The 14,732-nt window shown below is 39.4% G+C and carries 10 protein-coding genes; 5 read left to right on the top strand and 5 right to left on the bottom strand.

The annotated features are described in order from the left end of the window. Positions 1 to 86: 86 nt before the first annotated feature. Entirely contained in the window at positions 87 to 2,456 is a 2,370-nt protein-coding gene (locus ABJF57_RS07950) for an ABC transporter permease (protein WP_462234057.1), read from the top strand. 82 nt (positions 2,457 to 2,538) lie between these two features. Further along, positions 2,539 to 3,666, top strand: a complete 1,128-nt coding sequence (hppD, locus tag ABJF57_RS07955; RefSeq protein ID WP_462234059.1) for a 4-hydroxyphenylpyruvate dioxygenase — start codon at positions 2,539 to 2,541, stop codon at positions 3,664 to 3,666. 41 nt (positions 3,667 to 3,707) lie between these two features. Here the strand turns inward: hppD and ABJF57_RS07960 are convergent, their stop codons facing one another. Both ABJF57_RS07960 and ABJF57_RS07965 read right to left on the bottom strand, forming a co-directional pair. After that, a complete protein-coding gene (locus ABJF57_RS07960) occupies positions 3,708 to 4,277 on the bottom strand; it encodes a hypothetical protein (protein ID WP_462234061.1) in 570 nt (189 codons plus the stop codon). A 90-nt stretch (positions 4,278 to 4,367) separates the two neighbouring features. Continuing rightward, positions 4,368 to 4,799 carry a MarR family winged helix-turn-helix transcriptional regulator gene (locus ABJF57_RS07965; protein ID WP_462234063.1) on the bottom strand — a complete coding sequence of 144 codons (432 nt, stop codon included), beginning with the start codon at positions 4,797 to 4,799 and terminating at the stop codon, positions 4,368 to 4,370. 130 nt (positions 4,800 to 4,929) lie between these two features. On the opposite strand from ABJF57_RS07965, the gene ABJF57_RS07970 reads away from it, so the two are divergent. After that, entirely contained in the window at positions 4,930 to 7,617 is a 2,688-nt protein-coding gene (locus tag ABJF57_RS07970) for a hypothetical protein (RefSeq protein ID WP_462234065.1), read from the top strand. Here ABJF57_RS07970 and ABJF57_RS07975 read toward each other — a convergent pair. Further along, positions 7,607 to 8,143 carry a dihydrofolate reductase family protein gene (locus tag ABJF57_RS07975; RefSeq protein WP_462234067.1) on the bottom strand — a complete coding sequence of 179 codons (537 nt, stop codon included), beginning with the start codon at positions 8,141 to 8,143 and terminating at the stop codon, positions 7,607 to 7,609. The genes ABJF57_RS07970 and ABJF57_RS07975 overlap by 11 nt on opposite strands. 17 nt (positions 8,144 to 8,160) lie before the next feature. Then, on the bottom strand, positions 8,161 to 9,567 hold the full coding sequence (locus tag ABJF57_RS07980) for an MATE family efflux transporter (protein WP_462234069.1): 1,407 nt from the start codon (positions 9,565 to 9,567) through the stop codon (positions 8,161 to 8,163). Positions 9,568 to 9,970: 403 nt separating this feature from the next. Between ABJF57_RS07980 and ABJF57_RS07985 the strand changes: the two genes are divergently transcribed. Continuing rightward, the gene (locus tag ABJF57_RS07985; RefSeq protein ID WP_462234071.1) at positions 9,971 to 11,005 is read left to right on the top strand and encodes a hypothetical protein; all 1,035 of its coding nucleotides are present in this window, start codon (positions 9,971 to 9,973) and stop codon (positions 11,003 to 11,005) included. Here ABJF57_RS07985 and ABJF57_RS07990 read toward each other — a convergent pair. Then, on the bottom strand, positions 11,002 to 13,044 hold the full coding sequence (locus ABJF57_RS07990) for a M3 family metallopeptidase (RefSeq protein ID WP_462234072.1): 2,043 nt from the start codon (positions 13,042 to 13,044) through the stop codon (positions 11,002 to 11,004). The genes ABJF57_RS07985 and ABJF57_RS07990 overlap by 4 nt on opposite strands. Before the next feature lie 73 nt (positions 13,045 to 13,117). Here ABJF57_RS07990 and ABJF57_RS07995 point away from each other — a divergent pair, with 73 nt between their 5' ends. After that, positions 13,118 to 14,713, top strand: coding sequence for a mechanosensitive ion channel family protein (locus ABJF57_RS07995; protein ID WP_462234074.1), 1,596 nt, complete (start codon positions 13,118 to 13,120; stop codon positions 14,711 to 14,713). The last annotated feature ends 19 nt before the right edge of the window (positions 14,714 to 14,732 follow it).

A 14,732-nucleotide genomic window follows, 5' to 3' on the forward strand; every position in this document is an offset into this window, starting at 1 on the left:
ATATTAATTTAATGCAGTATTTAGGTAGATTGATGCAACTATAATCACCTGATTAAATCCTTATAGTATACTCAACTTCTTTTGCCATGCTCAAAAACTTCTTCCTAATCTCTATTCGCAACCTGAAAAAGAATGGATTATATTCTGTCATAAATATTTCAGGCCTTTCCATTGGTATCGTTTGCAGCGTTTTAATCCTTCTTTGGGTAGCAGATGAGGTGTCATATGACAAATTCCTTCCAAAGTATGATAATCTCTATCAGGTTTATGTTAGCTCTGAATTTGATGATAGGGTAAATAATTGGCAGTCCGTGCCCCTGCCGACCTATTCTGAGATGAAAGTGATAAATAGTAACATAAAAAATTCTGTTGTGGCTGGATGGGGAAGTGAGCGACTACTTACAGCTGGAGATGTAAGGATTATCAAACCCGGCTATTACGTGAGCGAAGAGTTCTTAGAAATATTTGAATTTCCTCTCGTATCAGGTACGCATGAAGAAGCATTAAAAGACCCCATGTCCATCGTTCTATCGGAATCGCTTGCTAAGATTCTTTTTGGAGATGAAGATCCGATGGGAAAACAGGTGAAGCTTTCAGATGAAGGAACGCTTCAGGTAACGGCTATTGTGAAAGATCTCCCCGAAAACTCTTCCTTTGAGTTTGACTATCTGGCTACCTGGAAGTACAGGGAGTCAGTAAATGAGTGGGTCAAAGACAATAAAACAAATTGGGGTAACTATTCCTTTCAAGTGTTTGTTGAGCTAAATGATCCTGCTCGTGAAGTTGATGTTGAGTTAAGTATTTATGATTTGTTGCAGGAAAAAGATGGAGAAGATGGAATGGCTAAACACTTCTTTCTTCATCCCATGTCTAAATGGCGCCTTTATTCCAACTGGAATGAAAAAGGTGAACAAGCTGGCGGGAGAAGTGATTATGTCCAACTATTCACAGCCATTGCTATCATTATTCTGATCATCGCGTGCATCAATTTCATGAATCTTGCAACTGCTCGATCTGAAAAACGCGCCAAAGAGGTTGGCATCCGAAAAAGCTTAGGTACCAGTCGTGTCCGGTTGATTTATCAATTCATCAGCGAATCCATTTTCATCACCTTCATTGCTTTTTTGATAGCCGTAATATTGACGGAATTGGCCTTACCTGCCTACAATAACTTAGTAGAAAAGCAATTAACAATCAATTATGCAAACCCTGTCTTCTGGTTTTCTTCCATAGGAATCATCATAGTGCTAGGTATCATTGCAGGAAGCTATCCTGCCTTCTATCTCTCCTCTTTTCAGCCCGCGCAGACGCTCAAAGGAACGGTCAAAGCAGGTAAAGGAGCGACCACTCCACGGAAAATACTCGTAGTTACCCAATTTGCTTTTTCAATTGTTTTGATGATCAGTACGATCGTGATCTTTCAGCAAATCAACCTCGTGAAAAACAGAGACTTAGGATACCAACAAGATCGCCTTGTTTCTGTTGAACAAACCAATGATCTCTCGGAAAATTATGAAATATTAAAACAAGAACTGATGTCCTCTGGATTTGTTGAGTCTGCCACACGCTCAAACTCTCAAATTACCCAAATTAACTCCAACAACTTTGTAGGGTGGCCAGGAAAGCCAGATGATCGGCGAGTAATTTTTACGACGATTACGACAACCTATGATTATGCTAAAACGATGGGAATTGAGGTTCTCATGGGACGTGACTTTTCAAAAGAATTTGCAAGCGACTCCAATGCCATGGTCATTAACAAAGCAGCTTTGGACATTATGAACCTGGAAGATCCCATAGGAACAAACTTGGATTTATGGGGAGACAAACGAAAGCTCATTGGAGTGGTTGACAATGTCTTGATGGGGTCTCCGTATGAGCCTGTCAAACCGATGTTTATGATTCTGGAAGATTGGGGAGGCTATATATCAGTTCGACTTAAGGAAACAAATGATTTGCAAGCGTCCCTGCAAGAGTTAGAACAAATTTTTAATAGGCATAACCCAGCATATCCTTTTGAGTACAACTTCGCAGATGTTGAATTCCAACGAAAATTTACAACGATCAACCTGACGCGAAAGCTTGCAAGTTTGTTTGCGACTTTAGCTATGATCATCACAGGTTTAGGCTTATTTGGTCTAGCATCGTATACGGCCGAACAACGCATCAAGGAAATTGGCATTCGCAAAGTTTTGGGTGCAACTGTAGCAAGCTTAATGAATCTGATTTCTAAAGATTTTGCTAGGCTTGTATTGGTTTCCTTTTTTATTGCTGCTCCATTTGCCTGGTATCTTTTGGATAAATACCTTGATCGATACACGATTAGGGTAAACATCGCATGGTGGATATTCCCTCTAGTGGGCTTTATTGTACTTCTTTTTGCAATTATCATTGTTTCAGATCAAGCAAGGCGTGCAGCAAAGGCCAATCCGGTGAAATCATTGCGAAACGAATAAGTTGATTTTAATTGACAGTTTGAATTGGAGGTGAGACTTGCTAAATTTGTTGTTATAACAACTACTGATAACAAACACCTCCATGGAGACCTCAACGCTAACATCCAACTCTCAAGAAACCATAGACTTCATGCCAATCAATGGCACTGACTATCTGGAATTATATGTCAGCAATGCAAAACAGGCGGCTCACTATTATCGTTCTGCTTTCGGTTTTAAGGCCTTAGCATATGCTGGTCTAGAAACAGGAGTCAAAGACAGGGAGTCTTACGTAGTAGTACAGGACAAGATTCGATTAGTCTTGACATCTCCCTTGAAAAGTGGTACAGCTATCGGACGTCACATAGACAAGCATGGGGATGGAGTAAAAGTAACGGCTCTTTGGGTAGATGATGCGACCAAGGCATACAAGGAAGCTGTGCAACGTGGAGCTAAGTCTTTCATGGAGCCAAATACACTGGAGGATGCGGATGGAAAAGTTGTGAGGTCTGGAATCCACACCTATGGTGAGGTCGTTCATATTTTCATTGAGCGCAGTGATTATAATGGAATTTTTCTTCCAGGATATCAAGCTTGGAACACGGAATACAATCCAGAGCCTGTTGGTCTTAAGTATGTAGATCACATGGTTGGAAATGTGGAGCTGGGTCAGATGAATGAGTGGGTCAAGTTTTACGAAGAGGTCATGGGTTTTACTCAAATCATGTCGTTTGATGATAACGATATTTCTACCGAATTCACTGCGCTGATGAGTAAGGTAATGAGCAATGGCAATGGTCGAATTAAATTCCCAATCAACGAACCAGCACCCGGACTTAAAAAATCTCAGGTGGATGAATATTTGGAGTTTTATGAGGGAGCGGGAGTCCAACACATCGCAGTAGCTACCGATAATATTATCCAAACCATCACAAACCTAAAAAACCGTGGCGTTGAATTTCTTCAGGTGCCTGATACCTATTACGATGTACTTTCGGAACGTGTAGGAGAAATTGACGAAGACATTGAAGCCCTGAGACCTTTGGGGATTTTAGTAGATAGAGATGATGAAGGATATCTTCTGCAGATTTTCACTAAGACGGTTCAGGCACGTCCTACCATGTTCTTCGAGATTATTCAGCGAAAGGGGGCTACTTCCTTCGGGAAAGGGAATTTCAAAGCTTTGTTTGAAGCATTGGAAAGAGAGCAAGAATTGAGAGGAACTTTATAGTCTAGCCTACATATTATTAGGCTATTTTGACCATTCCTAACTTATTCTGGGCTTGCCAAGGCTTTGATAAAACTTGAGCTATTATATTTATTTAAGAACTCAGTAGATTTTTCCGCGAGTTCAGCATGTCTGGCTTGAATGCGTCTAAGTTGACGTGTCTTATGTTGAGCTAAATCATAAGACGGCATAGATGGATCATATGAAAGCATAAAATCATATGTAAAATCCCAGAGTCCGATTAACCTATCGTACTCGACATAAACTCTGGCAATATCTGTATAAAGCTCATTTCCAAAATCTGAAGCCAGGCCAGTTGATTTTGACATCTCCCAAGCCAAAGAACTCAATTCAGGTCTGGCATACCCAAAGCTAAAGTTTGCAGAGTTTCCTTGTCTGTATCTTTCAATATTAACAATCAATGAATCTAATTGAGATTGATTGAAATCAAAAGCTTCGTATTGTTGAGTATAAGAGTATATATCGAGCCCAATATCAGCTAAAGCAACTTCAATCTCACTTTGCCTTATGCGATTCGCATATAATGCTTCTAATGCTAAAGCCAAAAGAACCGCAAATACAATAGGTAGAAATGTAGCTATTATCTTTTTCATCTTTTAAGCGAAAACCGAATTAATGATTAGTAAGCGATACACGGGTTGTTAATCCTTTAATCTGTATGAATAGTTTCTAGTTTTTCAAATCTAACTGCGTTCACTGTAATTGGTAAACACCTTATCAAGGGTAGCTATTAGCACCTGATATTCATTATCGGTAAGATTTGTCCATCCCAGTTTTCTTGAGTCTTCTACTGCTGGAGACGCTTTTTGAACGAGCAATTCCCCATTCTTGGTAATAGATACGTGGAATTTCCTTCCATCCATGGTATCTCGTGTTCGCTCTACTAATCCTTTTTTTACCAACAAATCAACTATGCGAGAAACCGTAGGTTTATCACGAAAACTGTTGCATGCCAGCTCTGTCTGATACATATCCCTTTCACTCAGCTTTGAAAGGATAACCCATTGTTCAGGTGTGATGTCTACTTTAGCAAGCTTAAATCTGTTGATCAAGTCCTGACGAACTACTTTATATGTGCGGTCTATAAATGATCCGAGTTCTTTGTACGGTGACATACGAGCTAAGATATTAAATTCCAATACTGTGCTAACTACCTATCATGTAAAAAATAGAATACAATACATCCAGATACGTACTAAAATGGTCAATAACTAAGTTATTTTTGAAGCAAATCAACCAATCGATTTGAAGAAACTTTTGATTTTACTAGCAGTTCTACTCCTTTCGGGAGCAGGATACTTCACTTACGAAAAATGGGTGAAACATTCCGACTTGACCGCTTGGAGTTTTATTCCTGCAGATGCCGCGTTGGTATTGGAAGGTGGGTTGATGAAAGACCTCCAGTCAATAAAAGGCTACCCTATTTCCACCATTTTGGATGAATCTACAGGATTTCAGAATTTCAGAAATGGACTCTCTTTTCTTGATTCAATCAATGGGGACGGAGGATTCTCTGCAATTTTCAAAGACACTCCTGTGCTAGCATCTGCGCACAAAGTATCAAGCAATAAGCTAGACTTCCTCTTTGTGATCGAACTCCAAAATATTTCCCAAAATACATTTGCAAATGCTGCAATTGGCCGTCTTCAGAAGAATGGGTATCGATTTAAGACTCGAAATTATGATGATTTTAAGATTAGCGAGATTTCCAGCGCCAATCAGACACTAACATTTATTTTCTATAGAAACTTCTTTCTGGCAAGCTTTACTCCCTATTTAGTAGAGGATGCAGTAAGAGTAATTGGAAATTCAGAAATGAACGCATTTAAAGATAAGTTTAGCCAATTTGATGAGATAGGAACCAACGGACTAGCATCTGTATACATCAATTACCTTCGATTTGGTGATTTACTGGGTGCTTTTACTAAAGACCAAGATCTTCCAATGACCAGTGGAAACTATGAACTCCAACTTGACTCATCATTCATGCAACTATCTGGTTTTTCCTATGTTGACGATGGATGGATTGCTACGCACACCGAACAGCCATCTACTTTTGATATGGCTGAGGTTGTTCCTGAAAACACCGCATTTTTCTATCACATTACCTCTTCGGTATTCTCCAATTGGAAGGAAAAGCAGATCAACTATTTACGATCCAGCAATACTAAAATAAAAGCCTATCAAGATTCATTGAAAGTTCAATATGACTTTAATACCGATCAGGTATTCGACCTGATTGACAATGAAATAGGACTAGCAAATCTTGAATCTCCCCGATCTCAGGATAGTCGAAAACTCCTAATCCTAGAGGTAAAAAGTACCGAGGAGTCACTCAATTTTTTTAGCCAGTTAACTGAAAGAGTTGCTTTTTCAAGAGGTGACACAGTATATACAGAATCTTATAGTGAAAACGAAATACGGTTTTTACCAGTTGGTGAGTTTCCTTCGACTATACTGGGGACGATAGCTGAGGGTTTTGAGCAATGCTTTTATATAAGTCATTTAAACTATATCATCTTTTCGAATGACTTGCAGGAATTGAAGAATTTCATTTCCTCGGTAAAGGAAGAAGAAACATGGGGTAAGTCTATCCAGATGAATAACTTCTTGGAAATGGCTAACAAAGCTGCCAATGTTAGCTTGTTTGTAAATATTCCCAGAGCCTGGTTTGATATTCAAAATCAGCTGAAACCGGAATGGGAAGATCATTTCAAAAAAAATGCTTCAATCTACAAATCCTTGGAGATGGCTGCTTTTCAATACAGCTACCTGGATGGGAAGTATTTCACCAATTACACCTTCACTCAGCCAGTTAAGAAGTCCAAAAACATCCCTAAAACGAATGCTGAAAATGGCGTTAGGTTCATCAGTAGCCTAACGACCAAACCATTTCTTGTTCGTACCCACGCTCATAAGAATTTTGACATCATTGTTCAGGACAGTACACATACTGTTTACTACCTTGATCCCAATCAAAATGCACTATGGTCTGAAACGCTGGATGAGCCGATTCAGGGAGACATCTACTCTATCGACTATTACAAAAATGGAAAGATTCAGTACATATTCGCTACCTCTTCCGAGGTGCACATCATCGATCGAACTGGCTCCTATATACCAGAATATCCGAAGGCATTGTCAAATAATGCAAGAATCGATCATTTAAATCTGATAGACTATGAGCGAAGTAGGAATTATCGAATTGCCATTACAGATATAGATGGAAATATCTACTTGGCTGATAAAAATTTGAAAATTTTGGAAGGATGGAATCCAAGAAAATTAAACCGAAGGGCACTTTTACCATTGGATCATGCGAGGCTAGGCAGAAAAGATGTGATGATTTCTTTGCAGGAAAATGGCACAATCAATATAATGAATCGCCGAGGTGAATTCATTCAGGGGTTTCCATTTAATGTAAAACAAGATGTGAGTCAATACTACCATTTGAGAAAGTCTAATGCTTTATCCAATTCATCGATAACTGTAATATCAAAGGGAGGTGAATTAGCCGAACTCAATCTCGAAGGTGATGTAATAAGGCGAGATCAACTCATAAAAACCACAGCTGACGCGTCTTTTAGAATCGTTCCTGATAAAGGAGGAGATTCCTTCATTATTGTTCGCAAAGAAGAGGGAACATACGAGGTATTGGATGATACAGGTAATTTATTGTTCAAAAAAGACTATTTGTCCGATGGACCAGTACTTATTCAATACTATCAATTTGGAGCCGGCAAAGACCTGGTAATATTCACGGACATAACTAGCCAAAGCCTATACATCTATGACAAATCCGGGAATTTGCTGACTGGCAATCCATTGAATTCGGAACATGAAATAAGCTTAATTTATTCAAGTGCAAAAAGAGAGTTCCAAGTTTTCACCACGTGGGGATCAAACCTGGAACTCTACAATTTTAGTTATTGACAATTTGATAAGTGACAATCTGAAAACCATCATCAAAGGACTGGCTGTATTCAACCTTTAACTTGTAAGGTGTACAACAGTCACCAAAAAGCTTCACTCCTTTGCCTAAGAGTATCGGATTGATTTTAAGCTTTATTTGATCGATCATTCCATTCTTCATAAGCCATCCTGCAAAAGTTCCTCCTCCGCAGAGGTATATGTCACTTCCCGTTTGATTTTTAAGAATATTCAGGTTATCCAAATGAATCGGAACAATGTTTACCTGTTCATTTCGGTCATCAAAAGAAAGACTATTTGAAAAAATATAGTGCTCCATATTTGGGTAAGCTGGTTCACCAGGTTTTAAACCAAATTGATAACCAAACTCATAGGTTTTTCTTCCCATGATTACCGTGTCAAAAGATTCAAGATCGTAAAAGTATTGCTCTACCCCCTCTCCCTCCTGCGCAAACATGCTGACGTCTTCATTTTCTCCTGTAATGTAGCCATCCAATGAAGTCGCCACATAGTAGATAATTTTTCTCATATGTTCTGGATTAGTCTTTAAACCTCTACTGTCTTCCATTTGCCACGCTTAAACAGCACAATCGCTACTATGGCATACAAGCTATGACAAAACGCTATGCAGAAAAAGACACCGTTAGGCCCCCAATCATACACGATTGCCAGCAAATATGTTAGCGGAATCTGTATAACCCAAAAGACCACAATATTGATCCAGAGAGGAGTTAAAGTATCTCCTGCTCCATTGAAAGCCTGTCCTATGACCATGCCATAAGCAAAGAATATGTACCCAAAACAGATGATTCGAAGTGCATTAATTGCTGTTTCAAGAACCACGCCTGATTGATTAAAAATCGCCAGAACCTGATTCGAAAATATGGAGAATAGGATCGCAACCGCAATGAGGAATATCGTATTCCATTTAGCTGTTCGCCAGACTGAAGTCTCTGCCCGATCCGGGCTTTTAGCTCCCAGGTTCTGACCCACAAGCGTAGCAGCCGCATTGGCCATACCCCAAGAAGGCAATAGTGTAAAAACAATGACCCTGAATGCCAGTTGATAACCAGCAACAGATTCTGTTCCAAACTCCGCTACTATTCTAACCAGAAATAACCAGCTAAGTGTTTCAACTAAAAACTGACCAATGCCAGCTGAACCAATCTTGACAATCTCGATAACCGTCTTAATGCGGATGACGAAATTTTTAATTGTAAGCTTTATCAGAGAGCTACCATTGAATATATGCACCAGTTGATAAATGACTCCAATTGATCTTCCTGTAGTTGTGGCAACAGCTGCTCCTTCTACCCCCATTGCAGGTATTGGTCCTAGGCCAAAGATGAAAATTGGATCCAAGAGCATATTTAAACCATTGGCCAGTAACAGAGATTTCATGGCAATTGAGGCATTGCCAGCACCACGAAATATTCCATTGATCAAGAAAATCAAAATAATACTCAGGTTACCTGCATACATGATTTTGGTATAGCCAACTCCTTCGGATATCAGGTCAGATTCCCCTCCCATCAATGCGAGGATATCCTCAGCAAAGAGAAAGCCAATAGCGCCAAATATTACACCGATAACGATGGCAATAACAATTGCTTGAAACCCAGCATCAGCTGCACGTCCAAACTTTTTCTCTCCTACTCTTCGTGCAACAATTGCGGTAGCAGCCATGCTTAGTCCAACAGCCAACGAGTAAATAATCATTAACGGGGTTTCAGTCAGTGCTACAGTAGCGATGGCATTTACACTGATTCGTGATACAAAAATCATATCAACCACCGCAAATAGTGACTCGCCAATCATTTCTGCAATCATTGGAATAGATAGCAATATGATAGCTCTGTTAATACTTCCTGTTGTGAATTCTGTTTCCTCTCCTTTTAGCGCGGAAACAAAGAGTTTAAAAACTCTCGATATAGAGAATGATTCTTTCGTCATTTCTAAAGAAAATTAAATGATGAAGCTTGTGCATAGACTGCAAAGCCATGAAATTGTTAAGAAAAAAACGGATAAGGTGAGATACCCAGCCTAGGGGTTACCCTCTGACTCGTGAGGGCGTGGTATTTACAATCTCAGTGAATAGAATCATAAGACCACAATTCTAGTGCTTTTTTTTAGAAAAAACGTCTTCCGTTTTTAAGTTTTTAATCAAAAAACTAAAAATTCTTCATTTCATTCAAAATTGTCATTCAAATAAGATGAAATGTCTTTTTGGAATCAGAATCACTTCCTGAGTCTAATAAACACCATTTATCTGCCCTTTCATCTGCGAAATTCAGGCTACTATATCAAGTTAAACATGAAAATAAACTGTCGATAATCTTCTAAAAATACAATTCATGTGTTTATAATTGATTATTTTGCCATCCCAATGGAACACGACTACAGCCTGCTAGTAGAAAACCTAAAAGGGAGAAGGTATGACGAAGCGCTGCGCGAGCCTGTGCTATCAGATGCCTTTAATCAATCTGGTTACTCTGATTGCCTTAAGTATACCTTGGAATCAATGGTTGAAATTGATCCCTCTTATGCCTATAAGGTTTATGCAAATTCACGAAGAATCCACGAGACGATTGGTAAATCGCTTAGAAAGCGAGGTTATGACATTGATTACAGATATCAGGGTGCGCTAAAGACGTATTCTAACATCCTACTTTATGGGGATGTAGAAATCATTATCATAAAGAAAAATGTTTCTGATAAACCACACAAAGACATGCAAACACTTGCAATGGATTTGATGGACATTCTCACAAAAGATACATCCTTTAAGTCTGTTGACTACAGCGATAAAACCAGAATCAGAATAACGGCTCAAAAACCAACATGCGAAATTGATGTGCTTCCCTCCCTTTGGGTCAACAGCGCTGAATTCGTAAAAACTAAAAATGAAATTTATCGAGGAATCGCTGAGTTTGACTTTGCCCACAAGAAAGTGAAAAAGTATCTGCCTTTTCTCAACATTGCACGCATCAATTCAAGAGACCAACATACCAACGGTAATTTAAAGTCACTGTCAAGACTTCTTAAAACCTTACGGGCAGATACGCACGACAAGATAAATCTCCGCGATTCTGAAATCAATTCTATATTGTATAACATTCCCGAGGTAGAATTGTCTATCTCACAAAATAAGATTCTTTCATTACTTCCTAAGGTCTCGGTGCTCCTTAATAAGCTAAGCACAGATACCAAATACTTTGCTTCACTACTCTCGCCATCGGAAAAAGACAGAGTCTTTGGAGGTAGACCTGAAAAGCAACAAGAAATCAGAAAACTAAGTACTTCCTTAGATGCACTGATTGCCGACATCAAAAAAGATCTGAGTGACAATGACAAGTCAATAGATTCCGAAATACCCTATCTAGAAAACTAAGAAATAAGTCCGGCTCGTTTGAGCAACGCTTCTGGTGTAGGCTCTTGCCCTCTGAAATTCTTATAAAGTTCCATCGGGTGCTTTGTCCCTCCTTTACTCAGCACATGCTCCTTAAAGGAATCGGCTGTCGCTTTATCAAATACTCCATTGGTCTGAAAAACCGAGAAGGCATCTGCATCCAGCACCTCGGCCCATTTGTAACTGTAGTAACCTGCAGCATATCCTCCCGCGAATATATGACTAAACTGAACGCTCATATTTGTTCCTTCCACTGCTGGAAAGAGTTCTGTTGCTGAAAAAGCATTTGCTTCAAACGCTCCAACACTGGATATCTCATTCGCCTCCTCTAATGAAAGGCTATGCCAGGACATGTCCAATAGACCGAAGCTCAACTGGCGCACAGTGGCATAGGCCTCATGATAAGTAGATGATTTCTTTATGCGGTCCACTAAATCTTCTGGAATCAACTCACCTGTTTCGTGATGCCTCGCAAACATGTCCAGACATTCCTTTTCGTAGCACCAGTTTTCCATAATCTGTGATGGCAACTCTACAAAGTCCCAATAAACACTTGTCCCAGATAAGCTTTGATACTTGGTATTCGCTAACATTCCATGCAATGCATGTCCAAATTCATGAAAGAGCGTTTCTACTTCATTGAATTTCAATAATGATGGATGTCCTGCAGCCGAAGGAGTGAAATTACAAACAATACTGACCTGAGGGATAACCCTGTTATCACCATGGTATTTTTGACTTCTATAGGATGTCATCCAAGCACCTCCTCTTTTTCCGTCCCTTGGAAAGAAGTCAGCTAGAAAAACAGACACCACCTCTCCTTTTTCATCCACTACTTCGTATGCCTGTACCTCCTCATGATACACCTCCAATTTATCACTTGGTCTAAAAGAAATGCCATACAATCGTTCTGCTGTATTAAAGACCCCGTTGATTACGTTTTCAAGTTTGAAATAAGGTTTTACAAGCTCATCATCCAATTCATATTTCTCTTTGCGCAGTTTCTCTGAATAATACGACCAATCCCATCGTTCAAGGGTAATATCTTCTCCTCTGGACTTGATGTACTCTTTAATTTCAATGACTTCTTCCTTGGCTTTCGGAAGGCTCTTTTCAAGGAGATCGTTTAAAAAGTCCAACACTTTGGCTGGGGATTCTGCCATTCGCTGTTCCAGTATGTATTGGGCAAATGTGGGATATCCAAGCAAGGAAGCAAGCTCAGCCTTATGTCTGATTGTTTTCAATATGAGTTCTTGATTGTCATGATCATTGCCTTTGAAGCATTTACACATATAGGCTCTGTACAACTCCTCTCTTAGCTCTCGTTTGTCAGCATATTCCATAAAAGGAATATAGCTTGGTGCTTGTAGCGTAAAGATCCACCCTTCCTTGCCTTTCTTTTCTGCTAAATTTTTGGCTCTGGCTATTACATCATCAGGAAGTCCCGATAGGTCATTTTCGTTGGTCAAAATCATTTCATAGTCATTGGTTTCGGCCAAAACGTTTTCTGAAAATGAAAGTGAAAGTTTTGATAACTCGATGCTTATTTCTTTGAATCGTTCTTTTTTGTCACCTTCTAACTCAACACCGCGTCGGACAAAATCAAAGTACGTTTCATGCAACAATTTTTGCTCCTCAGTCGAAAGGTGTAGCCTGTCTTTCTGATCGTAAATCTCCTTTACGCGACTAAATAAGTTACTATTCTGCTTTACCTCACTACCAAATGCTGAAAGTTTTGGAGATACATTTTGCGCAATTTTCTGCAACTCATCGCTTGTTTCCGCAGAGTTTAAATTGAAAAGAATTGAGGAATTTCGTTGGAGGTTTTCTCCGCTATTTTCCATCGCTTCAATGGTATTCGCAAAAGAGGGTGGCTCTGAATTATTGATGATTTTATCTATTTCCTCTTTTGCCGCATCAAGTGCGGCCTCTATCGCCTCTTCATAATGCTCAGCATTTATCTGAGAGAACGGAGGCATTTCGTGGAGCGTTTTAAAAGTGGAAAGAAGTGGATTAGCCATTGCAATGAATTTAAATTTAACCGTCGGCAAATGTAATGGCTTGAGCGGTTTACTTTTGCAGAAAAATGATCATATGAGGTACTTTTTTGTTGTGCTTATTTGTGTGTTGTCGACTTCACTGAATGCTCAGAATCCTTACTCAGATTTAAGCTCTCCCTATGCATCAGTCCGTACGTTTTTGGAAAATCTTCAACCCAACGCTGTAAATGATTCAATAGCCGCGCTTCCTTTTAAATCCAAAAACAGATCATTGGCAGAAGCAAAGAAGGTATCGGTTAAATTCAAACGAATACTTGATGGAAGAGGCATTTACCTGTACCTCGACGAGATCCCTGGCAATACCAACTTTCGCGATTCAACGAACAACAGAAATAAGTATGTTTTAATTGATGAGTACCCTAAAATATATTTGATAAAATCTGAAAATGGCCAATGGCACTTCTCAAATTCAAGTATTGACAGTATTGATAAACTGTATAAAGAGACATTTAGATTTGGGACTGGCCAGCTACTTAACCTCCTGCCTAAACTAGGCACCAAGAAGACCTTTGGTTTATATACCTACCAGTACATCATGATCTTTATCCTGGCACTTATAAGTACGCTAGTTTATAAGATCTTTGCGTTCTTCACTGAACGCATTTTTAGCAGAATTATTAAACGGTTCAAGTATGAAAGTGAAAACTCCGAGAAGTATTTATGGCAAATCGCCCGACCAACCAGCGTTTTCATCATTATTCTTTTACTCCTAGTCTTTACCCCTGCTCTTCAGCTCCCAATTGCCTACTCGAAATATGTCAATATTATCCTAAGAGTAATGGTTCCTTTGTTTGGTACCATAATCACCTACCGGTTGGTCTCTATTTCTAGCGTACTGCTTGCTAGAATAGCTCAAAATACAGAAAGCACGCTTGATGATCAGCTAGTTCCACTTCTTAGAAAGACGCTAAAAACTTTTGTCATAATAATCGGAACACTACTGATCCTCAACAACCTAAGAGTGCCTATCCTCCCACTGCTTACAGGTCTTTCGATTGGCGGTTTGGCTTTTGCATTAGCAGCTCAGGATACCATAAAAAACTTCTTCGGATCAGTCATGATATTCGTAGACAAGCCATTTCAGGTGGGTGACTGGATCACTTCAGACGGTGTAGACGGCACAGTCGAAGAGGTCGGATTTCGATCTTCCAGAATAAGAACATTTAGAAATTCATTGATCTATGTGCCCAATAGCAAACTGGCAGATAATACCATAGACAACCACGGGTTAAGAAAGTACCGCAGATTTTACACCCAAATTGCAATTACCTACGATACTCCTCCTGAGTTAATTGAAATTTTTGTAAAAGGGTTACGCGAAATCGTGGAAAAACATCCAAAAACCTGGAAGAAGAACTACCACGTTTATTTTAACGACATGGCCTCAAGCTCACTGAATATTATGTTTTACATCTTCTTCAATGTGCCTACTTGGGGCGATGAATTGAAATGTCGACATGAAATTCTGATGGAAATAGTGAAGTTGGGCAAAGAACTCGGTGTCAATTTTGCATTCCCAACACAAACACTACACATCGAAAACTTACCCGGTCAACCATCGCTATCTCCTTCATATCCTTCAGAATCTGATGCCGAGATGAAATTGAAATCTATGTTTGGGAAAAACTGAAAAGAGGGTCAATTGATCC

Source organism: Ekhidna sp., assembly GCF_039940915.1.
Classification (GTDB): Bacteria; Bacteroidota; Bacteroidia; order Cytophagales; family Cyclobacteriaceae; genus Ekhidna.

Bases quoted from the DNA above. Each gene is read 5' to 3' on its own strand.
- ABJF57_RS07950 (WP_462234057.1), top strand. From the start codon at position 87: ATGCTCAAAAACTTCTTCCTAATCTCTATTCGCAACCTGAAAAAGAAT.
- hppD (WP_462234059.1), top strand. From the start codon at position 2,539: ATGGAGACCTCAACGCTAACATCCAACTCTCAAGAAACCATAGACTTC.
- ABJF57_RS07960 (WP_462234061.1), bottom strand. From the start codon at position 4,277: ATGAAAAAGATAATAGCTACATTTCTACCTATTGTATTTGCGGTTCTT.
- ABJF57_RS07965 (WP_462234063.1), bottom strand. From the start codon at position 4,799: ATGTCACCGTACAAAGAACTCGGATCATTTATAGACCGCACATATAAA.
- ABJF57_RS07975 (WP_462234067.1), bottom strand. From the start codon at position 8,143: ATGAGAAAAATTATCTACTATGTGGCGACTTCATTGGATGGCTACATT.
- ABJF57_RS07980 (WP_462234069.1), bottom strand. From the start codon at position 9,567: ATGACGAAAGAATCATTCTCTATATCGAGAGTTTTTAAACTCTTTGTT.
- ABJF57_RS07990 (WP_462234072.1), bottom strand. From the start codon at position 13,044: ATGGCTAATCCACTTCTTTCCACTTTTAAAACGCTCCACGAAATGCCT.
- ABJF57_RS07995 (WP_462234074.1), top strand. From the start codon at position 13,118: ATGAGGTACTTTTTTGTTGTGCTTATTTGTGTGTTGTCGACTTCACTG.